This is a genomic window from Aurantiacibacter suaedae (assembly GCF_005434915.1).
GTDB lineage: Bacteria > Pseudomonadota > Alphaproteobacteria > Sphingomonadales > Sphingomonadaceae > Alteraurantiacibacter > Alteraurantiacibacter suaedae.
Genome location: NZ_SKCG01000001.1, coordinates 647,846 through 667,813, shown reverse-complemented (window position 1 = coordinate 667,813; position 19,968 = coordinate 647,846). Strand labels below are relative to the sequence as shown.

Genomic DNA, 19,968 nt, shown 5'->3' with positions numbered 1-19,968 from the left:
CCTCAGTTTTCCTCAGCGCCGGCCAGCATCCCGCCGCCAAGCGCGATATAGAGACTGGCCGCGTTCTGGTCGGCCGCACGCTCGGTCGAGAGCAGCGTCTGGCGGGCCGAGAACAGGCTGCGCTCGGCATCGAGAACCTCGAGATATTCCGCCACGCCCTCACGATAACGCAGCCGTGCGATATGGGCGATCTGCTCCAGCGCCGCGATGTTGCGCTCCTGCGCGGCGATCTGTTCGGCAATCCAGCGGCGACCGGCCAAGGCATCGGCCACCTCCTGGAACGCGGTCTGCACCGCCTTGTCGTAGTTCGCGACCTCTTCGACTTCGGTCGCCTTGGCGAGGTCAAGGTTAGCCTCGCGTCCGCCATTGTCGAATATCGGCAGGCTGATGCTCGGCCCGAATGACCAGCCGAAACCAGACGAATCGAACAGGCCGGAAAGATCGGTCGAGGCGTAGCCGGCATTGCCGGTGAGGCTGATCGAGGGAAAGAAAGCGGCGCGCGCCGCGCCGATGTTCGCCCGCGCGGCGCGCAGTTCCTGCTCGGCTTGGACGATATCGGGCCGTGCCAGCAACAGGTCCGAAGGCAGACCGGCGCTGAGCCGTGCGGCGTTGACCTGTTCGGTCAGTTCGCGCCCCTCGGGAAGATCGCCGGGAATGCGCCCGCCCACCAGCACGCGCAATCGGTTGCGCAGAGTGGCGGCCGTTTGCCGTTCGCTGGCGAGTTGCTGTTCGGCAGTTGTCAGCAGCGAGCGCGCCTGCTCGCTAGGCAGGCCGGATTCGACGCCTGCCTCCAGCCGCAGTTGCTCGATCCGCAGCGCATCGCGGCGGCTTTCGGCGGTGGCTTCGGCCAATGCGATCTGCTGATCGGTTTCGGCGATCTCGAAGTAGGTGCTGGCAATATTGCCGATCAGCGAAAGATAGAACGCTCTCTGAGCTGCCTCGGTCGCCAGATAACGCGCCCGTGCGGCTTCGCTGAGGTTTGCCACGCGGCCCCAGAAATCCAGCTCGAAAGCGGGCACCGCCACGCCGAGCTGATAATTCGTTGCCTCGACGGCAGTCCTGCCGCCCTGTGCATCCGGCACCTGCGAGCGGCTTCTGGCCACGGAGCCGTTGGCATTGAGATTGGGGAGCCGTTCGGAATCCTGAATGCGATACTGCGCGCGGGCCTGGTCGATTCGCGCGGTGGCAGCGACCAGATCGCGATTGTTGGCAAGGCCCGACGCGATCAGCGTCTGCAGACGCGGGTCGACGAAGTAGTCCTGCCAGGCCAGCGTGCTGGCAACCAGCGTCCCATCGGGCCGCAGGTCTGCGTCCCACGCGGTGTCGCTCGCCGTGGCGAGATCGGGGCGCACATGGTCGGGCGCGAGATTTACGCAACCCGTGAGCGCGGTGCCCAAGAGGGCGAAGGTGATCAGGCGGCGCGTCATTGCGAGGTCTCCTCTGACGTGACGGGCGCGCCTGCCACCGCCGGTTGATGACGGCTGAGGTGCTTGCGCACCAACAGGTAGAGAACGGGGATGAGGAAGATGCCGATGGCCGTCGCCGCGATCATCCCGCCCATCACGCCGGTGCCCACTGCGGCGCGGCTGGCAGCACCAGCGCCCGAGGCGATCACCAGCGGCACCATGCCGGCGATAAAGGCCAGCGAGGTCATCAGGATCGGCCGCAGGCGCAGCCTTGCCGCTTCCTCGACCGCCTCCACGACGGATTTGCCCTGCTCCTCGCGCTCGATGGCGAATTCGACGATCAGGATCGCGTTTTTCGCGGCAAGGCCGATGATCGTGATGAGGCCCACGTTGAAATAGACGTCCGCTGAGAAACCGCGCAGCATCGAGAACAACACCGATCCCAGCACGCCTGCCGGAATGATCAGCAACACGGCAAAGGGCACGGCCCAGCTTTCGTAAAGCGCGGCTAGCAGCAGGAACACCACTAGCAGCGACAGACCCAGCAGGATACCGACCTGGCCCGCGCTCTGCTTCTCTTCGAAGCTGAGCCCGGTCCATTCATAGCTCATGCCCGCGGGCAGGCTCTTGGCGAGCTGCTCCATTTCGGCCAGCGCAGCACCGGACGAGCGACCCGGTGCGGCCTGCCCCGAAATCGTCATCGCAGGATAGCCGTTGTAGCGGGCAAGGCTTGGCGGCCCGGCGCTCCACTTGACCTGCGCAAAGCTGCTGAACGGGACCAGTCCGCCATTGGCGTTGGGCACGCGCAGCGCAAGGATGTCTTCCGGCGTCATGCGATAGTCGGCATCGGCTTGCACGATCACGCGCTGGATGCGGCCATCGCGCGGGAAGTCGTTGACGTAGAACGACCCGAAGTTGACCGCGAGCGCCGAGTTCACCGCATTGATTGACAGCCCTTGGGCGCGAGCCTGCACGCGATCGACGCTCACTTCCAGTTGCGGATTGTCGGCCTGTTCCTCGGGCCGGACGCCGGTGACGACGTCGCTTTGCATCGCTGCGCCGAGCAGCTGGTTGCGCGCTGCCTCGAGCTGGTCGCGGCCAAGTCCGGCGCGGTCCTCGATCTTCATCGTGAAGCCGCTGGCGTTGCCGAGCGACTGGATCGCAGGCCGCTGGATCACGAATACCGTTGCGTCAGGTATTCCGGCAAAGCGCTGCATCGTCCGCCCGGCAAGAGCCGAAGCGCTGTTTTCAGGTGCCGTGCGTTCGGACCAGTCCTTCAGACGAACGAACATCATCGCGTTGTTCTGGCCGCTGCCAAAGAAGCTGAACCCCTTCGCCGTGATGACCGTCGCGACTTCGGGCTGCTCGTCCCAATAAGCCTGCAGCTCGTCAAGCACCTCTTGCGTGCGCGCGGCCGTGGCGCCCGGCGGAGTTTGCACCACCGTCACGACGTCGCCCTGGTCTTCCTGGGGCAGGAAGGCGGTGGGCAGGCGCAGATAGAGAAAGGCAGTCACGGCACAGATAAGCACGAAGGCCATCAGCGCGCGAAACGGCTTCGACAGAATCTTGTCGTTTGTGCGGCCGTAGCGGCCCGTCATGCGCGAGAACCAGGTGTTGAACCCGTCGAAGAAGCCGTCGACCTTGGCTTTCACTTTGCCGAAACGCGTCGTCGGTGCCTCGGCATCGCTCTCGCGATCCTTGCGGTGGACCGGCTTGAGGAAGGTCGCGCACAGGGCCGGTGTCAGCGTGAGGGCGAGCACGGCGGAGAAGAAGATCGACGAGGCCAGCGTCACCGAGAACTGGCGGTAGATTCCGCCCACGGAGCCGCCGAAGAAGGCCATGGGTACGAACACCGCGATCAGCACCAGCGTGATACCGATGATCGCACCGGTAATTTCTTTCATGGCCTTCTGCGTGGCCTGCAAGGGCGGCAGGCCTTCTTCGGACATGATCCGCTCGACGTTTTCGATCACCACGATGGCATCGTCGACCAGAATACCGATCGCCAGCACCATGCCGAACAGCGTCAGCACGTTGATCGTGAAGCCGAACAACCACAGGCCAAGGCATGCGCCTGCCAGCGCGATAGGAACGACAAGCGCAGGGATGATGGTCGCGCGCCAGTTCTGCAGGAATATGAACATCACGAGGAAGACAAGCACCATCGCTTCGACCAGCGTGACGATAACTTCTTCTACCGAGAGTTCGATGAAGGGCGTGGTGTCGTAAGGAATCGTCGCCGCGACATCGTCGGGCAGCGTCTCTTCCAGCTCCTTTACCCGTTGCTTGACCGCAGCGGCGGTATCTAGCGCATTGGCGCCGGTGGCGAGCTGGACAGCCAGGCCTGCCGCCGGTGCGCCGCTCAGCGCGAAATCGCTGGCGTAGGTCTGGGCGCCCAGCTCCACGCGGGCGACATCGGCAAGCCGCACTGTGTTGCCGCCAGTTTCGGTGCGCAGGATGATCTGCTCGAACTCTTCCACCGTCGAGAGGCGGTCGTCGGTCACGATCGAGGCGGTGATCTTCTGCCCGTCGGTGAAGGGCTGGTCGCCGATGGCGCCGGCGCCGACCTGCGCGTTCTGCTCCTGAATGGCGGCCGTCACATCGCTCGGAGCGAGGCCGTAGGACGCGAGCTTCTGCGGGTCGAGCCAGATGCGCATGGCATAGGACGAGCCGAACTGGGTGATGTCACCCACACCGGGCACGCGGCGCAGTTCGTCGACGATATAACTCGAAGCAAGGTTGCCGAGTTCGAGCGATCCGGTCTCGCCGCTTTTCGAACTCAGCGCGACCACGAGCATGAAGCTGTTGCTGGCCTGCCGCACGCTCACGCCGATCTGGCGGACCTGCGCGGGCAGCCGCGATTCGACGCTGCTCAGCCGGTTCTGCACCTGCGTTTGGGCAATATCGATGTCGGTGCCCGGCGCGAAGGTGACATTGATGCTGGCGGACCCGTTCGATGAACTGGTGGCCGACATATATTGCAGGCCCTCGATCCCGTTGATTTCCTGTTCCAGGATCTGAGTAACGTTCTGCTCGACCGTGGCGGCATCCGCCCCGGTGTAGACCGCGCTAACCGTCAGCGAGGGCGGGGCGATGTCAGGATATTGCTCGATAGCGAGCGAGCGCAGAGCGAGCACGCCCGACAGCAGGATGCCGATTGCGAGCACCCATGAGAAGATGGGCCGCCTGATGAAGAAATCGGCCATGGATCAGTTCGCCCGCGATGCAGCCGGAGCCGCCGCCTTGGAAGAGGCAGCAGGCCTTGGGGAATCGGAGGGGACCGTCACCGGAGCGCCCGCTCGCAGCTTCTGGATATTGTTCGTTATCACCCGGTCACCGGCCTTGAGGCCATCCTTGACGATCCACTTGTCGTCGAACATCGCGCCGAGCGTGATCTGCCGCAGCTGAGCCGTGCCTTCCTTGTCGATCACGAACACGGTGCCACCCGTCTCGGTCATGCTAACAGCCACCTGCGGCACGGCAATTCCGTCGCTATAATAGCCTGCCTCCACCCGCACGCGCACGAACTGGCCGGGCAGCAAGATGCCTTCCGGATTGGCGAAGCGGGCGCGCAGCTCCACCGTGCCGGTGGCTTCGTTGACCGACTGGTCGAGAAAGTCGATCGTGCCGGGGATCGGATATTCCGACCCGTCGGGCAGAGTGAGAGTGACCGGTATGCTGCCACTATCGGACAGCGTGAGCGAGCCATCGGAGATCGAACGGCGGATAGAGAGCACTTCCTGCGCCGAGTTCGAGAACACCACATAGACCTGATCGATCTGTTCGATGGTGGTCAGCAAGGTCGCCTCGGTGGCGCTGACGAGTGCGCCTTCGGTCACCTGCGCGCGACCCGCGCGGCCCGATATGGGCGCGCGCACCGTGGTGTAGCCAAGCTGGAGCGAAGCCGCCTGCACCTGCGCGCGAATCTGCGCCACGTCGGCATCGGCGGCGCGAGAGGTGGCAACGGCGGCATCGAATTCCTGCCGGCTGATGGCGTTTTCCTCCACCAGCGGGCGATACCGTTCAACCACCGCGCGGGCGTTGGCGGCGGTTGCCTCGGCGCGTTGCAGGCTGGCCTGCGTCTGCGCGAGGCTGGCGCGCAGCTCGCGCGGATCGATCCGGAACAGCGGCTGGCCTTCGCGCACGTAGCTGCCGTCTTCGAGGAGCTGCGTTTCGAGAATGCCGGTGACGCGGGCGCGAACCTCCGACTTGCGCACAGCCGTTACGCGGCCGGGCAATTCGAGCACATTGGGAATCCGTTCGCCGGTAATCGTGACCGCCTCGACCGGAAGCGGCGGCGGGGCAGCCTGTTCCGCTTCGCCCCCGCAAGAGGACAGAAGAAGCAAGGGAATCACGATATTAAAGGCACGCATGAGGGAATCCGTTCTATTGTGCGGCGCAAAATTGTGTATTGCCTCTTACACATTCAAGCGGTGCATGATAGATTTTTTTATGCTGAAAGGTGTTCGGAGTGGATCGGAGCAAGCATTTGCAGGACCAAAGGCTCCAGGCGCGCCGCGTGGCAATGCTTGATGCAGCTGAGCAGCTGTTTGGCGAACAGGGGTTTGACGATACCACGCTGAGCGCAATCGTCGCGCGGTCCGGCGGCTCGTTGGCGACGCTCTATAAGTTGTTCGAAACCAAGGAGGGCTTGCTGGCGCAGGTGCTGCACCGGCGCCCTGATCAGGCGCGCGCGGTGATCGCCGAAGTGCGCGATCAGCGGTTGCCGTCAGCGCAGATGCTGCGCGAGATTCTGATGCGGCTGCGGGCGAAGGCTTTGAGCGAGGAGAATATCCGGCTTGTGCGCGCCATGGTGGCGCAATCGATCCGCGACGAGACGTTCTCGCAACAGTTCCGCGGCGAACATCTGGAGCGCGCGATTGCCGAAATGGCGGAAATTTTCGCCAAGCTTCAGGCCGCTGGGAAGGTTACGCCCGACGACGATCCCGAGGTCCTGGCAAGGATGTTTTTCTCGATGATCTCGTTCGACATATACACCGCCGTGGCGCGGTTCGAGATGTTCCACAAACGCACCAAGGAGCAGGTCGAGGCCGAGTTCGGGCTGTTCCTGCGCACTATCGGGCTGGAAGGCTCGGACTGAGGGAGCGGTGCGGCTGTCAGCTCCCCGGCTGTCTGCTATGGCGCTGTGACCAAGAACTGCACGGGCGAGGCGGTGCGGAGCGGGGTGGTCGGCCAGCGGTCGAAAGCCAGGGTGAGCCCACTTTTTTGCGATCTCCGCTTGGATCGCTGCTGCTACCTTAAGGTGACGTTCTAGAGAATTGTCAGTTCAGAACCGAAACGTAAGCCTCAATTATCCTTCGGTATTCGCCTCAAGCCAGGTCTCGCATAGTCTGTAAAACGCATAATCCTGAGTAAACCATTGCCGAAGATTGCGCTTTGCCTTTTCAGAAAGTGGAGGGGCTTCATCGTAATTGTTGGCATGAAGACGGCTGGCTGGCTCATCACTAGGCTTTTCTAACTGAGCGATTTTTAGAAAACGATCATAGTCCTCATCGAACCGCTCCTGCCTGATGATCCACATCGGGGGGCGCACCTCGAGCAGGTTGCCTTGTAGAAAGAACCAGTTAACCAGATTCTGGCCGGTGTGTCGGATAGAGATCATCGCTTGGGTAGCGGCGGTGCCCCTGTCGCTTGGATCGAACAAGGCTTCTGCCAAGTCGTTGGCGTGTGGAAAATCGCGAAACGCCACCTTCTCAAAGTCAGACCAGGGCACATCATAAACAGGCTGACCCTTGCGCTTTCGAGAATAAAAGCCAGAGTAAAAACGGCTGATCGGGTCTCGGATCGAAAAGAAATATGGCGCATCACGGGGTATATCCTTGAGGTATACATCGTGTTTGTGCACAACGATCTTATCAGAGTGCTGTTTGGCCAAGCGTTTTATCTGCGATCCAGCTGCCTTTCCGATATGTAGAAAGTGAAAGGCGTCGGCGCGATCGCTCTTATCTTGTTTTGATCGCTTGATTGTCTTGAAAATGCTCACTTCCGCACCCCACATCAGGAATGGCCAGATTGAGAGCAGCAAACGCGCAGATACGCAAGGACTGGTTGTCGCTTCGACTCGTGCCTTCCGCATCGCTGGCGTGGTGTTGTTTGCAATCTTCTCACGTAGTGCCGCCTCTTGGGTGATCGGCTTGGCCGAGTCCGGCGGCGCCAGCAGCGCAGAACGGAGCCTATCTGCCCCACGCGGGAGCTCCTGAATGGAATTCAGAGCGCATTGTTAGCTAAGACGTAAAATGGTCGGGGAGAGAGGATTCGAACCTCCGGCCCCTGCCTCCCGAAGACAGTGCTCTACCAGGCTGAGCTACTCCCCGACCGGAGCCAACAGACGTTGTGCTGTAAGGCAGGAGCGCGCCTATATGCAGGGCGCTCGCAGCACGCAAGGGCTTTGTTGCGAAATAGGCCGATAACTGTGTCGCCGGCTCATTCTCACACGGGTTCGGGGAGGTCGCTTGCATTCGTACCCCTATCCGGCGCAAGGAGTTCTCGGCACAGGCATCGCCCGCGACATTCGGCTTGTCCGTATCGCAGAGGCGTTATTTCAGGAGCGATCATGCGGGTTTTGATCACGGGCGCGGCTGGCTTTATCGGGGCCGAACTGGCCATGCGCCTGCTTGCACGCGGCGATGAGGTGATTGGCGTCGATAACTTCAACGACTACTATCAGGCCTCGCTCAAGTTCGACCGGCGCGATCGTTGGTTGGCCGCAGGCGAGGGCCGCGCCAAGTGCCTTACGCTCGACTTTGCCGATCACGACCAGCTCGAACGCGCTCTCGAAGGCGAACATTTCGACCGTGTTGTGCATCTGGGGGCACAGGCAGGGGTGCGCTATTCGATCGAGAATCCGCGCGCCTATGCTCAGTCGAACCTGGTCGGGCATCTCAACATGCTGGAAATTGCCCGTCATCGCCAGCTTGAGCATATGGTCTACGCAAGCTCATCGTCGGTCTATGGCGGGAACGACAAGCTTCCCTTCGCGGTGGAGGACCGGGTCGATCATCCGCTCAGCCTCTATGCCGCCACCAAGAAGGCCGACGAGCTGATGAGCGAGACCTACGCCCATCTTTACCGTTTGCCGCTTACCGGGCTGCGTTTCTTTACGGTCTATGGTCCCTGGGGCAGGCCTGACATGATGATGTGGATCTTCACCCGCAAAATCCTCGCGGGCGAGCCGATTCCTGTGTTCAATCACGGCGAGATGTTCCGCGACTTCACCTTTATCGACGATATCGTGACCGGCGTGGTGGCCAGCCTCGACAATCCGCCTTTCGATAATGGCGAGGCTAAGGCTGGCGGCAGCGTGAAGCCCCATGCGCTTTACAACATCGGCAACCACCGTAGCGAGCATCTTATGAAGGTGATCGGCCTGTTGGAGGATGCCTGCGGGCGCAAGGCCGAGATCGACATGCAGCCGATGCAAAAGGGCGATGTCGAGCGGACCTTTGCCGATATCGACGCCATCCGGGGCGATCTCGGCTACGAACCGACGACCAGCATCGAGGCCGGCGTGCCAGCCTTCGTGCAGTGGTTCCGCAACTATCACAAGATCTGACGCGAGGAACGTGCGATGAGCCACCCCGAGCAGCAATATCTCGATCTTATGCGCCGCATCTGGACCGAGGGCGACGAGCGGATCGACCGCACTGGCATCGGCACGCGTTCGGTATTCGGCCCGCAATTGCGGTTCGACCTCGGTGATGAGCGCGTTCCACTCCTGACAACCAAGCGGGTGTTCTGGAAGGCCGCGGCGCGCGAGATGCTGTGGTTCCTTACTGGCGAGACCAATATCCGCCCACTGCTCAAGCAGAAGGTGAGGATCTGGACCGACTGGCCCTTGGCGAAATACCGCAAGGCCACGGGCGACCAGGTCTCGCAGGAGGCGTTCGAGGCGCGGATCGTGGATGACGCCGAGTTTGCGGCCGAATGGGGCGATCTGGGGCCGGTCTATGGCAAGCAATGGGTCGACTGGCCGACCTACGACGCCCAAGGCGATGGTACCTATCGCGCAGGGCAGGGCATCAATCAGGTGGCGCAGCTTGTCGAGGGGCTGAAGACCAACCCAGGCGGCCGCCGCCATATCATCGAGGGCTGGAACGTTGCCGAGCTTGATGAGATGGCGCTGCCGCCGTGCCACAAGACCTATCAGTTCCACGTCGGGGCAGGGGGCACGCGGCTCAATTGCCAGCTTTACCAGCGCAGCTGCGACGTGGCGCTGGGCCTGCCGTTCAACCTGTTCGGCGCGGCGCTGCTCGCACGGATGGTGGCGCAGCAGGCGGGTCTGGAGCCGGGTGAACTGGTCTGGACCGGCGGGGATACACATCTGTATCTCAACCACGAGGAACTGATCGACGCGCAGCTGGCGCGTAAGCCCGAGGGCGAGCCGAAGCTGGCGATCCTGCGCCGTCCCGAATCTATCTTCGATTACCGAATCGAGGATTTCGAGGTTCGCGACTATGTGCCGCAGGGCCGTCTGACCGCGCCTGTCGCGGTGTAATTTCAAGGGTCTGCAAAAAGTCTGGAAATGTGCGTTGACAGCCCCGGATAGCTGGCTTAGAGGCGCGCTTCCCAAGAGGCGCTGCCGCCGCAAAATGCGCGGGTGTAGCTCAGTTGGTTAGAGTATCGGCCTGTCACGCCGAGGGTCGCGGGTTCGAGTCCCGTCACTCGCGCCACTTGGGACTTTCCTTCGCAAGAAGGGCTATGAGGGCGACCTTCGGGTCGCCCTTTTTGCGTTGCGCTCAAGGCTGGCCGAGAGCGGGTGCAATGCGTGACCTGCGCTGAAGCGCGGAACGACAGGTGAGAATGCGAGGTTTGTTCATCATGTCCGATCTAGGCTTATGGCAATGGCTCGCCGATAACAGCCAGGTGATCAGCATTCTGCTGAGCCTGCTTATGCTCGTCGTCTGGGCGACCTACTTGCAGCTCATTCTGGTCCAGTACCGCGCAACAAGGCGGTCTTCCATCCTGATTACCCGTGCAGCGGGGAAAGGTATCCGAAGCCGCTGCCTGATCACCAATATGAGCAGTCTGCCGATTTACGTCACAAGCCTGATCGGTAAGCTGCACATTGGTGAGCGGGAGATAGAATTGCCGCTCACCGACCTTCAGGAGCAGCCGGAGGATCTCGGCAGCGACCCGCGTTCGAGCATGGCCCAGGGAAGTCTAAACACCGGCGAATATATGAACATCGGCCATTTTGACGACATCATTCGGCGGATGCTGGATGCCAATGATGAGGGCCACGTCCAGGTTACCGACGTAGATCGGATCGAGCTGACTGTCGTCGCCTTTCATGGCTGGCGGGACTTGCCAGTCGGCGCGGTTCGCAACTTCAAGATCGAGCTAAGCAGTGGAGGCGTGCCCAAAATCCTGCCGCTTAGCCTCGCAACCGAGCAAATCAACCAACGTCATCTTCGGCGTCAATTGTCCAAAACATTGGAAGCCCACCTATAGCGGTTGGGGCGAGTTGCCGCTGACCTCTGCTACGCCGCAGATCGCGGCCTCTCAGCCCCAGCGCCCGGTTTCCATCCAGATCAGGAAGCGCTTGAGCGGCAGCAGCCACACTAGCCCGAGCACGATATAAACAGGCGTTTGCAGCAGCGCATTCCAGCTACCAATCAGCTCCGGCACATAGCGTGCCACCACCAGGCAGTAGAGCCCGATGGCAATGGTCAGGCCGATAACCCCCACGGGGATGCGCCAGGTCGGCTCTGTGCGCATCAGAACGGCCCGTAGATGCGGGTGGAGGTGACGATGGCCTTCAGCGGCATGTCGTGGTCCTCCACGGGCAGATTATCGACGCGCTGGATGTCCCAGGCCATGCCGATGGCCGTAGTGTCCGGGTGCGCAGCCAGCCAGCGGTCGTAGAAGCCGCCGCCTTGGCCGAGCCGGTCGCCATCGGCGGTGAAGCCTACCAGCGGCATGAAAAGCACCTCTGGCACGACCACAGGCGCATCCTCCGCGGGCTGGCGCAGGCCGAGCGGCCCGGCGATGAGATCACTTTCCTCATATGGGTCGGTGTGGGTGTGGAATGTCATCGGCGCGTCCAGCGTGGTTACGCGGGGGAGGGCGATTGGATGGCCGCGCTCGTGGAAGAACCGGATGTAGCCGCCAGCCGGCGCCTCGCCCGTATCGGCACGGTAAAGTCCGATGGTCGCGCCCTCAGGCACCATGTCTAGCACAGGGGCAGGCGGACGCGCGAAAACCAGCGCGGAGACTTCGCGCGGAAGCGCGGCGGCATGGTCCCGGCGGGCCTTACGCAGCTCTTTGCGCAGCGCGGCTTTCTGTTCGGCTATATTCGTCACAAAAGGGGCACCCGCATTATTACCTTTGTCCGCTCATCCTGAGTTTGTCGAAGGATCGTCCTTGCTCTTGCTCCTAGCGCATGAAGAAAAAGCGGCCCTTCGACAAGCTCAGGGCGAGCGGTTTCTGGATATCTTCCGCTGGAGGAGGTAGATCGAGTGGCGGAACCATCATGGGTCGTTTGCCGCGAAATCCTCTGACGCCTTCACGTCAGGTGGGCGCCGTATATCCGGAACCAGGGTTCCAGTAGGGACAGCTCCCTTGGATTGCTTATAGCCTCAGGGATGTTCATGGGCTCGTGCCGGACAGTCCCGCCAAAACCTATTTAGGAATGTTGCCCGGCATTCTCAAGCTGTCCGGCAAGCGCTTCGAGCCGCGCAGCGGTCGCTTCGTAATCTTGCGCCTGGGCTTCTTCGGCGGCGCGTGCACGTTCCGTCGCTTCCTGCGCCTCGTCCGCGAGCAGCAGCGCGGCATAGAGTAAGGTGCGCGCTTCAGGCTGGCCGGTGGTGTTGCCCATGCCGGCAATCTTGCCGTCGATCAGCGCGCCGAGTCGCTCCACATGGGCTTCCTCCCCGGCGTCGCAGGCGACGGTGTATTGCCGACCCGCGATAGCGATTGTCACGTTGCTCATTGATCGTTCCTCACCGCCGCAGAGGCATCATCGCTGGTGGATTGATCGTAGGTATCCGGGTCCAGACGCGTAATCAGCATGTCGAGCCCTGCCAGCGCTTCCTCGGCCTCTGCGCGCAACGCGTTGTAGCGCGCCTCAAGCTCCGGATCGCCTGACGTTTGCCGAGCGCCTGCCAATGCCCCCGCAGCAGCCTCGATCCGGGCAGCTGCGGCCTCGATCCGGGCTTTGGCCCGCGCGATGCGATCTCCTTGCATTAACTCTATATAGCGGCCAATTCCTGCGGCAGGCAAAGGTAGCCTGCGCAAATGTGTGAATAATCGGACTGTGCCGCGCCAGCACTTGCGGTCGATCGCTGGCCCTCCTGCGCTTGACGAGGGGCCTGTGTCTGCTCACACAGCCGCCATCCGATTCGGCCACCTTATACCTTACGGCCAGAACCAACCGGGGAACTAGCGAATGAGCGAAAAGGAAGTCAGCTTCACGGATATGGCCAATGCCATCCGCGCGCTGTCGATGGACGCGGTCGAGGCCGCCAATATTGGTCATCCGGGGATGCCGATGGGCATGGCCGACGTCGCGACCGTGCTCTATTCCGACTTCCTGAAATACGATCCGGCCGATCCGGCCTGGCCCGACCGCGACCGCTTCGTGCTGTCGGCGGGCCACGGCTCGATGCTGATCTATTCGCTGCTTTATCTTACCGGTTACGAATCGCCGACGCTGGAAGACATCAAGAACTTCCGCCAACTCGGCAGCCCCTGCGCTGGCCATCCGGAGAACTTCCTGATCGACGGCGTAGAATGCACGACCGGCCCGCTGGGGCAGGGCCTTGCCATGGGCGTGGGCATGGCCATTGCCGAGCGGCACCTTAACGCCAAGTTCGGTAACGAGGTGATCGATCACAAGACTTGGGTGCTGGCGGGCGACGGCTGCCTGATGGAAGGCATCAACCACGAGGCGATCGGTCTTGCCGGCCACCTCAAGCTCGGCCACCTCAACGTGCTGTGGGACGACAACAATGTCACCATCGACGGCAAGGTCGGCCTGTCGTCTTCGGAAGACGTGCTCGCCCGCTATCAGGCGACCGGATGGCACACCACCAGCTGCGACGGCCACGATCCGGCCGATATCAAGCGCGCGCTGGCCGAGGCTGCCGCCGATCCGCGTCCGTCGATCGTCGCCTGCAAGACCGTGATCGGCAAGGGCGCTCCCAACAAGCAGGGCACTTCCGGCATTCATGGCTCGCCGCTCGGCGCTGACGAGATCGCTGCCGCCCGTGTCGAGCTGAACTGGCCGCACGAGCCGTTTGTAATCCCTGAGGAAATCGTTTCGGCCTGGCGCAAGCTGGGTGCGCATGGCGCGGAGACGCGTCGTGCCTGGGAAGATCGCCTCGCACAGAGCGGTGAGAAAGATGCCTTGGTCGCGCAGCTCGCAAGCATTGACGACAAGGCTGCCCCGGCTTTGCAGGAGCATATCCGCGCGCTCGCTGCTGAGCCGCCCAAGGTCGCCAGCCGCAAGGCCAGCGAAATGGCGCTCGGCCCGCTGACGGAGAAGATCGAGCAGCTGATCGGCGGCTCGGCCGACCTTACCGGCTCGAACAACACCAAGACCAAGGCCACCACGCCGCTCACCGCTGAAGACTACGCCGGGCGCTACGTTTATTACGGCATTCGCGAGTTCGGCATGGCCGCGGCGATGAACGGCATGTTCCTGCATGGCGGCGTGGTGCCCTATGGCGGCACCTTCCTGATCTTCTCCGACTATGCGCGCAACGCGATCCGTCTGTCGGCGCTGCAGCAGGCCGGCGTGGTCTATGTGCTGACGCATGACAGCATTGGCCTGGGCGAAGACGGGCCGACTCATCAGCCGGTCGAGCAGGTCATGTCGCTGCGCCTGATCCCGAACCTCAACGTGTTCCGCCCCGCCGACGCCATCGAGACGGCCGAATGCTGGGCGCTCGCGCTGCAAACGCCAGGCACACCCTCGGTGCTGGCACTCTCGCGTCAAAACCTGCCGCCGGTGCGCGGCGAGGGCGATGCCGAGTGGACGCCGGAGAGCAACCGTTCGGCCAAGGGCGCTTACCGCCTCAAGGGCGCCGAGGCTGCGCGCAAGGTGGTGCTGATCGCGACCGGTTCGGAAGTTTCCGTGGCGCTCGACACCGCCAAGGCGCTCGAAGAGCAGGGCATCGGTGCCGACGTGGTCAGCGCGCCGTGTCTCGACCTGTTCGGCGCGCAGGACGCTGCCTATCAGGACGAACTGCTGCCCGCCGATGCGCTGATCGTCTCGGTCGAGGCAGGCGTGACGCAGGGCTGGGAGCGCTTTACCGGGCGTAATGGTCTCAACATCGGGCTCGATCGCTTCGGCGCGTCGGCTCCGGCGGCCACTCTGTTTGAACACTTCGGTTTCAGCGCGGACAAGATCGTCCCGCAGATCATCAACAAATTGAACGCATAAGCAGGAGTTCTTACCATGGCGACTAAGGTATCGATCAACGGTTTCGGACGTATCGGACGCCTCGTGGCGCGCGCCATTCTCGAGCGCGACGATCACGATCTCGAACTGGTTGCAATCAACGACTTGTCGGACACCAATGCCAATGCTTTGCTGTTCGGCTTCGACAGCACCCATGGCCGTTTCCCCGGCACCGTTTCCGTCGATGGCGACAAGCTGGTCGTGAACGGCAAGTCCATCGCCGTCACCTCCGAGCGCGATCCGGGTAAGCTTCCGCACAAGGACATGGGCATCGATATCGTGCTGGAATGCACGGGCTTCTTCCAGAGCCACGATGCCGCCAAGCCGCACCTCGATGCAGGCGCCAAGCGTGTGCTGATCTCGGCCCCGGCCACGGGCGTTTCGGCCACCGTCGTTTACGGCGTGAACCACGATGTGCTGACCGCCGACGACATTATCGTTTCGAATGCGAGCTGCACCACCAACTGCCTCTCGCCGGTTGCCAAGGTGCTGAACGACCTCGTCGGGATCGAGCGCGGTTTCATGACCACGATCCACAGCTACACCAACGATCAGCGTATGCTCGATCAGATCCACAAGGATCTGCGCCGTGCCCGTGGCGGTGCGCAGAACATGATCCCGACCACCACCGGCGCTGCCCGTGCGGTCGGCCTCGTGCTGCCGGAGCTGAAGGGCAAGCTCGATGGCTCGTCGGTGCGCGTGCCGACGCCGAACGTCAGCCTCGTCGATCTCGTCTTCACCCCGGGCCGCGACACCACTGCCGAGGAACTGAATGAAGCGCTGAAGGCTGCTGCCGAAGGCGCGATGAAGGGCGTGCTCGACTATACGGATCAGCCGCTGGTCAGCTCGGACTTCAACCATCACCCGGCCAGCTCGACCGTCGACAGCTTGGAAACCTCGGTGATGGAAGGCAAGCTTGCCCGCGTGGTGAGCTGGTACGACAATGAATGGGGCTTCTCGAACCGCATGATCGATACCGCCGGTGTGATGGCGAAGTTCCTGTAAATAACGCCCGCTCGTCCTGAGCCTGTCGAAGGACTGCTTTTCTTCGGCACAGAGTTGCAAAGGAAGGGCGCCCCTTCGACAAGCTCAGGGTGAGCGGAGTATTTATGTCTGATTTCAAAACCCTCGACGACCTTCCTGATGATCTTTCTGGCCAGCGCGCACTGGTGCGGGTCGATCTCAACCTGCCGATGGCGGATGGGCTGGCCACCGATCTTACCCGCGCCCGTGCGGTCGCGCCGACGATTCTCGAACTGGCCGATCGCGGCGCCAAGGTGCTGCTGCTCGCCCACTTCGGCCGCCCCAAGGGCCAGCGCAATTCGACCATGTCGATGAGCATGGTGCAGGGCGCAATCGAGGATGTGCTCGGGCGCGAGGTGATGTTCATCCCCGAGGTCGCCGGACCGGTGGTGGAGCAGGCCGTCGATATCCTCGGCAACGGCGATATCGGGATGCTGGAAAACACCCGCTTCTGGCCGGGTGAAGAGGCGAACGATGCCGACTTCGCCAAGGCCATCGCCGCTAATGGCGACTTCTACGTCAACGATGCTTTTTCCGCCGCGCACCGCGCCCATGCCAGCACCGAGGGTCTCTCGCATCTGCTGCCTGCCTATGCCGGTCGCTCGATGCAGAAGGAACTGGAAGCGCTTGATGCCGCGCTGGGCAACCCCGAGCCGCCGGTGGCGGCGGTGGTCGGCGGGGCCAAGGTCAGCTCGAAGCTGGCCGTGCTCGAAAACCTCTCAGCCAAGGTGCAGCACCTGATTATCGGCGGCGGCATGGCCAACACCTTCCTCGCCGCCAAGGGCGTCGATGTCGGCAAGAGCCTTTGCGAGCATGATCTGGTCGATACCGCCACTGCGATCATGGCAGCGGCAGACCGGTCTGGCTGCACCATCCATCTGCCTTATGACGTGGCCGTGGCGAAGGAATTTGCCGCCAATCCCGAGAGCTTCCGCATCTGCAACGTGCACGAGGTCAGTGCCGACGAAATGATCCTCGATGTCGGCCCGCAGGCGGTCGAGGCGCTGGGCGATGTGCTCAAGACCTGCCGTACGCTGGTCTGGAACGGCCCGTTGGGGGCGTTCGAGATGGAGCCGTTCGACGCAGCCACCGTCACCCTTGCGCGCACTGCGGCTGCTTTGACGCAGGAAGGCTCGCTCATTTCGGTGGCAGGCGGCGGCGATACCGTCGCGGCCATGGCCCATGCCGGGGTTACCGAGCAAGTGACTTACATCTCGACGGCGGGCGGCGCATTCCTTGAATGGATGGAAGGCAAGGAATTGCCCGGCGTCTCGGCGCTCCAACGCGGCTGAATGCGCGTTTGATCGGCTCCGCCAATGTGTCCCGTCGTCAGACGGGGCGTAAGGAGGTCATATGCCCTGTTGTGCAGGCGCGAAATGCGCCATAACAGGCCTGTGCCAATTACTTGAGGAGAAGTAGGCACTATGAATACCGATCAGATCACGCAGAAGATTGCTGCCGGGCAGGGCTTTATCGCCGCGCTCGACCAGTCGGGCGGCTCCACCCCCAAGGCGTTGCGCGCCTATGGCGTGGCCGACGAGGAATGGAATGGCGACGACGAGATGTTCGCCAAGATCCACGAAATGCGTTCGCGCATCATCTCGAGCCCGGCTTTCACCGGCGACAAAATTCTCGGCGCGATCCTGTTCGAAAAAACGATGGACGGCGAAGTTGGCGGCAAGCCCACGCCCACCGCGCTGCTCGACAAGGGCGTCGCCCCGTTCATCAAGATCGACAAGGGTCTCGAAGACGAGGCGAATGGCGTCCAGCTGATGAAGCCGATGCCCGAGCTCGATGCGCTGCTTACCCGTGCGAAGGCGCTCGGCGTCTATGGCACCAAGGAACGCTCGGTGATCAACGCCGCCAATCCCGAGGGCATTGCCGCGATCGTCGCGCAACAGTTCGCCGTGGGAGAGCAGGTGATCGCGCATGGTATGATGCCGATCCTTGAACCGGAATACACCATCACTGCGGATGACCGCGAGGCGGGTGAGGACATTCTCAAGGCCGAGATCCTCAAGCAGCTCGATGCGATGGACGATGGCAAACAGGTGATGTTGAAGCTTTCGATCCCCGCCAAGGCCAACCAGTACAAGGAGCTGGTCGACCACCCCAAGGTGCTCAAGGTCGTGGCGCTTTCGGGCGGCTTCACCCGTGACGAAGCCTGCGAGGAGCTGGCCAAGAACACCGGCATGATCGCGAGCTTCAGCCGAGCATTGCTCGGAGACCTGCGCGCGCAGATGAGCGACGCCGAGTTCGACGCCGCTCTGGGCGAGGCGATCGGCTCGATCTGCGAGGCGTCTGTCGCGAGCTGATTACTCGGCCAGTTCGAATGTGAAACGGTAGTCGCGCGCGGCGAGGGTGGTGTTGGTCATCCTCGCCGGCGTGACGCTCGACAGCAGCACCGGGTAGCCGAAGGCCTGCGCTGGTTCGCCCAATTTCAGGTCGATCGTGCTGGTGGTGTTGCCGTCGCTCAGACGCGTGGTGACTTTGGCGTCCCCTGCGCGGATGCACCGCGCGTTCATCGGGCAGCGGCTGTCCTCCACAACAGCAAGCGGGGTGGCGACCAGCGGGCGGACCGCTACGCTCTCGTTAAGCGCGACGGCGCTGCCTGCTGGCAACACGGGCGTGCTGGCCTGGGGGATGATCGTGCAGCCACTCAGGGCGGTGGCGAGGGCGATTGGCGTCAGAAGAGTCTTCAAGGTCATTTGCCTGTCGCTGCCCGATTGCTAATGGCCTGAGGATGAACGCACCAACACCCAGCTGCTCGCTCTATCTGATTTCGCCGCTTGACGTGGGGGGCGATTTTCCCGCCCGGCTCGAGCGCGCGCTCGAAGCAGGCCCCGTCGCGGCCTTCCAGTTCCGGGTGAAGGATCTCGACCAGCACGAGGCCGCGCGTCTTGCCGCGCCGTTGCAGGAAATCTGCCGCGCGCGCGATGTCGCCTTTGTGGTCAACGACTTGGTGGCGCTGGCCAAGCGGATCAAGGCCGATGGCGTGCATCTGGGGCAGAGCGACGGCGATCCGCGCGAGGCGCGCGAGGAACTGGGGCGCGAGGTGCAGATCGGCGTGACCTGCCACGCCAGCCGTCACCTCGCGATGGAAGCGGGAGATGCGGGAGCCGACTATGTCGCCTTCGGGGCCTTCTTCCCCAGCACCACCAAGCAGAGTGAGCACAAGCCCGATCTCGACCTCTTGCGCTGGTGGTCGAACCTGTTCGAGATCCCCTGCGTTGCCATTGGCGGGATCACGCCCGACAATGCGCCCGCCCTGATCGAGGCGGGAGCCGATTTTCTTGCCGTCTCGGGCGCGGTCTGGAACGGTGACGAGGTTGCGGCAGTTAAGGCCTTCGCCAAGCTGCTGACGTGAGTCGCCGCTGGCGGATCGGACTGCTCGGGGCAGTCGGCCTCGTTCTGGTCTGGCTTGCCTTGGTGCTGGGCTGGATCTGGCACGGTTTGCGAGAGAAGGCCATCCTCACGGAAGAGGCCTCACGCACGAAAATGGAAAACCTCGTCTTCGCGCAGCCGGGTAATATGGGGCGAGGCGGTGGGACAGTGCTGCTTGTCACCGATCCGCTGCATATGCGCCGCGCGCTGACCATGGCGCGCTGACCATGGCGCGCTGACCATGGCGCGCGATTTGGGCTACGAAGCGCAGCCCGCGCCGACACCGCTCACTCGCTATCGCTCGCTCGGCACCAAGCTGCCATTCGCCCTGCGTGAGCTGTGGCTCATGCATCAGTACTGGCTGATCGGCGAGTAGGCTCAGCGCCCTCGTCGGATGCAGCGGAGCTTACCTGGGGTGCCATCATCATCGAGCAGGCGCAGGAAGTTGCGGCTTATCATGCGGTAGGCATCGCCGTGGCGTGGGCCGCTGGTCATGCGCACCACGTCGCCGCGGCGCAGGTAGGTGCCGCCGCCTTGAGGGCTCGAATAGCGCGAGGCGCTGATGATCGTGAAGTTCGCTTCGGGTTGCGCGATGCCCGCCGCGCCGCGTACGTCGCCGGGCAGCTCGCAGACATAGGTCCCGCGCTCCATCGTGCCGATCCCGTTCTGCGCCAAGGCAGGACCAGCGAGCATGGCCGAGGCCAGCGCCAGCGTGATAAAGGTTCTGTGCAT

General features: G+C 62.7%; 21 protein-coding genes and 2 tRNA genes. 12 read left to right on the top strand and 11 right to left on the bottom strand.

Features of this window, described 5'->3' with window-relative positions; genetic code table 11:
- Positions 1 to 2 precede the first annotated feature (2 nt).
- The 3 genes from E0473_RS03095 to E0473_RS03085 are packed head-to-tail and all read right to left on the bottom strand — an operon-like array spanning position 3 to position 5,779.
- Positions 3 to 1,427: an efflux transporter outer membrane subunit gene (locus E0473_RS03095; protein WP_137679372.1), complete on the bottom strand. Its 1,425-nt coding sequence runs from the start codon at positions 1,425 to 1,427 to the stop codon at positions 3 to 5.
- Positions 1,424 to 4,612 carry a multidrug efflux RND transporter permease subunit gene (locus tag E0473_RS03090; protein WP_137679371.1) on the bottom strand — a complete coding sequence of 1,063 codons (3,189 nt, stop codon included), beginning with the start codon at positions 4,610 to 4,612 and terminating at the stop codon, positions 1,424 to 1,426. The genes E0473_RS03095 and E0473_RS03090 overlap by 4 nt, the downstream gene beginning before the upstream one ends.
- Positions 4,613 to 4,615: 3 nt before the next feature.
- Positions 4,616 to 5,779 carry an efflux RND transporter periplasmic adaptor subunit gene (locus E0473_RS03085; protein WP_137679370.1) on the bottom strand — a complete coding sequence of 388 codons (1,164 nt, stop codon included), beginning with the start codon at positions 5,777 to 5,779 and terminating at the stop codon, positions 4,616 to 4,618.
- A 152-nt stretch (positions 5,780 to 5,931) separates the two neighbouring features.
- On the opposite strand from E0473_RS03085, the gene E0473_RS03080 reads away from it, so the two are divergent.
- The gene (locus tag E0473_RS03080) at positions 5,932 to 6,507 is read left to right on the top strand and encodes a TetR/AcrR family transcriptional regulator (RefSeq protein WP_137679369.1); all 576 of its coding nucleotides are present in this window, start codon (positions 5,932 to 5,934) and stop codon (positions 6,505 to 6,507) included.
- Between the two features lie 210 nt (positions 6,508 to 6,717).
- Here the strand turns inward: E0473_RS03080 and E0473_RS03075 are convergent, their stop codons facing one another.
- The gene (locus E0473_RS03075; RefSeq protein ID WP_137679368.1) at positions 6,718 to 7,410 is read right to left on the bottom strand and encodes a hypothetical protein; all 693 of its coding nucleotides are present in this window, start codon (positions 7,408 to 7,410) and stop codon (positions 6,718 to 6,720) included.
- 254 nt (positions 7,411 to 7,664) lie between these two features.
- Positions 7,665 to 7,741 (bottom strand) — tRNA-Pro (locus tag E0473_RS03070).
- Positions 7,742 to 7,980: 239 nt separating this feature from the next.
- Here E0473_RS03070 and E0473_RS03065 point away from each other — a divergent pair.
- The 4 genes from E0473_RS03065 to E0473_RS03050 all read left to right on the top strand — a co-directional run bounded on the left by E0473_RS03065 (position 7,981) and on the right by E0473_RS03050 (position 10,877).
- The gene (locus tag E0473_RS03065) at positions 7,981 to 8,979 is read left to right on the top strand and encodes a GDP-mannose 4,6-dehydratase (protein ID WP_137679367.1); all 999 of its coding nucleotides are present in this window, start codon (positions 7,981 to 7,983) and stop codon (positions 8,977 to 8,979) included.
- 15 nt (positions 8,980 to 8,994) lie between these two features.
- Positions 8,995 to 9,921, top strand: a complete 927-nt coding sequence (gene thyA / locus E0473_RS03060) for a thymidylate synthase (RefSeq protein ID WP_137679366.1) — start codon at positions 8,995 to 8,997, stop codon at positions 9,919 to 9,921.
- A gap of 98 nt (positions 9,922 to 10,019) precedes the next feature.
- Positions 10,020 to 10,096: transfer RNA gene (locus E0473_RS03055), tRNA-Asp, on the top strand.
- Positions 10,097 to 10,244: 148 nt separating this feature from the next.
- Positions 10,245 to 10,877 (top strand): hypothetical protein, encoded by a 633-nt coding sequence (locus tag E0473_RS03050; protein WP_206663412.1) that lies wholly within the window; start codon positions 10,245 to 10,247, stop codon positions 10,875 to 10,877.
- Between the two features lie 51 nt (positions 10,878 to 10,928).
- Here the strand turns inward: E0473_RS03050 and E0473_RS03045 are convergent, their stop codons facing one another.
- The 4 genes from E0473_RS03045 to E0473_RS03030 form a co-directional block, all read right to left on the bottom strand.
- On the bottom strand, positions 10,929 to 11,144 hold the full coding sequence (locus E0473_RS03045; protein WP_137679365.1) for a DUF2842 domain-containing protein: 216 nt from the start codon (positions 11,142 to 11,144) through the stop codon (positions 10,929 to 10,931).
- Entirely contained in the window at positions 11,144 to 11,728 is a 585-nt protein-coding gene (locus tag E0473_RS03040) for a 5-formyltetrahydrofolate cyclo-ligase (protein ID WP_137679364.1), read from the bottom strand. The genes E0473_RS03045 and E0473_RS03040 overlap by 1 nt, the downstream gene beginning before the upstream one ends.
- Before the next feature lie 323 nt (positions 11,729 to 12,051).
- Positions 12,052 to 12,357 carry a cell division protein ZapA gene (locus E0473_RS03035; RefSeq protein ID WP_137679363.1) on the bottom strand — a complete coding sequence of 102 codons (306 nt, stop codon included), beginning with the start codon at positions 12,355 to 12,357 and terminating at the stop codon, positions 12,052 to 12,054.
- On the bottom strand, positions 12,354 to 12,611 hold the full coding sequence (locus E0473_RS03030) for a hypothetical protein (protein WP_137679362.1): 258 nt from the start codon (positions 12,609 to 12,611) through the stop codon (positions 12,354 to 12,356). Before E0473_RS03030 ends, E0473_RS03035 begins: the two co-directional genes overlap by 4 nt.
- A 202-nt stretch (positions 12,612 to 12,813) precedes the next feature.
- On the opposite strand from E0473_RS03030, the gene tkt reads away from it, so the two are divergent.
- From tkt to E0473_RS03010, 4 genes are all read left to right on the top strand, one after another.
- Complete coding sequence (gene tkt, locus E0473_RS03025) at positions 12,814 to 14,811, top strand: transketolase (protein ID WP_137679361.1); 1,998 nt, start codon at positions 12,814 to 12,816, stop codon at positions 14,809 to 14,811.
- A gap of 15 nt (positions 14,812 to 14,826) precedes the next feature.
- The gene (gene gap, locus E0473_RS03020; RefSeq protein ID WP_137679360.1) at positions 14,827 to 15,834 is read left to right on the top strand and encodes a type I glyceraldehyde-3-phosphate dehydrogenase; all 1,008 of its coding nucleotides are present in this window, start codon (positions 14,827 to 14,829) and stop codon (positions 15,832 to 15,834) included.
- Between the two features lie 104 nt (positions 15,835 to 15,938).
- The gene (locus tag E0473_RS03015; RefSeq protein ID WP_137679359.1) at positions 15,939 to 17,144 is read left to right on the top strand and encodes a phosphoglycerate kinase; all 1,206 of its coding nucleotides are present in this window, start codon (positions 15,939 to 15,941) and stop codon (positions 17,142 to 17,144) included.
- A gap of 132 nt (positions 17,145 to 17,276) precedes the next feature.
- Positions 17,277 to 18,167: a fructose bisphosphate aldolase gene (locus tag E0473_RS03010; RefSeq protein ID WP_137679358.1), complete on the top strand. Its 891-nt coding sequence runs from the start codon at positions 17,277 to 17,279 to the stop codon at positions 18,165 to 18,167.
- Here the strand turns inward: E0473_RS03010 and E0473_RS03005 are convergent, their stop codons facing one another.
- The gene (locus tag E0473_RS03005; protein WP_137679357.1) at positions 18,168 to 18,560 is read right to left on the bottom strand and encodes a hypothetical protein; all 393 of its coding nucleotides are present in this window, start codon (positions 18,558 to 18,560) and stop codon (positions 18,168 to 18,170) included.
- 35 nt (positions 18,561 to 18,595) lie between these two features.
- On the opposite strand from E0473_RS03005, the gene thiE reads away from it, so the two are divergent.
- The 3 genes from thiE to E0473_RS15700 are packed head-to-tail and all read left to right on the top strand — an operon-like array spanning position 18,596 to position 19,612.
- Positions 18,596 to 19,219, top strand: coding sequence for a thiamine phosphate synthase (gene thiE, locus E0473_RS03000; RefSeq protein WP_137679356.1), 624 nt, complete (start codon positions 18,596 to 18,598; stop codon positions 19,217 to 19,219).
- Positions 19,216 to 19,461, top strand: coding sequence for a YdcF family protein (locus E0473_RS02995; RefSeq protein WP_137679355.1), 246 nt, complete (start codon positions 19,216 to 19,218; stop codon positions 19,459 to 19,461). The genes thiE and E0473_RS02995 overlap by 4 nt, the downstream gene beginning before the upstream one ends.
- Before the next feature lie 16 nt (positions 19,462 to 19,477).
- Positions 19,478 to 19,612, top strand: a complete 135-nt coding sequence (locus tag E0473_RS15700) for a hypothetical protein (RefSeq protein ID WP_277751500.1) — start codon at positions 19,478 to 19,480, stop codon at positions 19,610 to 19,612.
- Positions 19,613 to 19,614: 2 nt separating this feature from the next.
- Here E0473_RS15700 and E0473_RS02990 read toward each other — a convergent pair whose 3' ends face one another.
- Positions 19,615 to 19,968: an elongation factor P gene (locus E0473_RS02990; RefSeq protein ID WP_137679354.1), complete on the bottom strand. Its 354-nt coding sequence runs from the start codon at positions 19,966 to 19,968 to the stop codon at positions 19,615 to 19,617.

Bases quoted from the DNA above. Each gene is read 5' to 3' on its own strand.
- E0473_RS03030 (WP_137679362.1), bottom strand. From the start codon at position 12,611: ATGCAAGGAGATCGCATCGCGCGGGCCAAAGCCCGGATCGAGGCCGCA.
- E0473_RS03085 (WP_137679370.1), bottom strand. From the start codon at position 5,779: ATGCGTGCCTTTAATATCGTGATTCCCTTGCTTCTTCTGTCCTCTTGC.
- E0473_RS03005 (WP_137679357.1), bottom strand. From the start codon at position 18,560: ATGACCTTGAAGACTCTTCTGACGCCAATCGCCCTCGCCACCGCCCTG.
- gap (WP_137679360.1), top strand. From the start codon at position 14,827: ATGGCGACTAAGGTATCGATCAACGGTTTCGGACGTATCGGACGCCTC.
- E0473_RS03090 (WP_137679371.1), bottom strand. From the start codon at position 4,612: ATGGCCGATTTCTTCATCAGGCGGCCCATCTTCTCATGGGTGCTCGCA.
- E0473_RS15700 (WP_277751500.1), top strand. From the start codon at position 19,478: ATGGCGCGCGATTTGGGCTACGAAGCGCAGCCCGCGCCGACACCGCTC.
- E0473_RS03015 (WP_137679359.1), top strand. From the start codon at position 15,939: ATGTCTGATTTCAAAACCCTCGACGACCTTCCTGATGATCTTTCTGGC.
- E0473_RS03010 (WP_137679358.1), top strand. From the start codon at position 17,277: ATGAATACCGATCAGATCACGCAGAAGATTGCTGCCGGGCAGGGCTTT.
- E0473_RS03045 (WP_137679365.1), bottom strand. From the start codon at position 11,144: ATGCGCACAGAGCCGACCTGGCGCATCCCCGTGGGGGTTATCGGCCTG.
- thyA (WP_137679366.1), top strand. From the start codon at position 8,995: ATGAGCCACCCCGAGCAGCAATATCTCGATCTTATGCGCCGCATCTGG.
- E0473_RS02990 (WP_137679354.1), bottom strand. From the start codon at position 19,968: ATGCACAGAACCTTTATCACGCTGGCGCTGGCCTCGGCCATGCTCGCT.
- E0473_RS03095 (WP_137679372.1), bottom strand. From the start codon at position 1,427: ATGACGCGCCGCCTGATCACCTTCGCCCTCTTGGGCACCGCGCTCACG.
- E0473_RS03080 (WP_137679369.1), top strand. From the start codon at position 5,932: ATGCTTGATGCAGCTGAGCAGCTGTTTGGCGAACAGGGGTTTGACGAT.
- tkt (WP_137679361.1), top strand. From the start codon at position 12,814: ATGAGCGAAAAGGAAGTCAGCTTCACGGATATGGCCAATGCCATCCGC.
- E0473_RS03050 (WP_206663412.1), top strand. From the start codon at position 10,245: ATGTCCGATCTAGGCTTATGGCAATGGCTCGCCGATAACAGCCAGGTG.
- E0473_RS03065 (WP_137679367.1), top strand. From the start codon at position 7,981: ATGCGGGTTTTGATCACGGGCGCGGCTGGCTTTATCGGGGCCGAACTG.
- E0473_RS03035 (WP_137679363.1), bottom strand. From the start codon at position 12,357: ATGAGCAACGTGACAATCGCTATCGCGGGTCGGCAATACACCGTCGCC.
- thiE (WP_137679356.1), top strand. From the start codon at position 18,596: ATGAACGCACCAACACCCAGCTGCTCGCTCTATCTGATTTCGCCGCTT.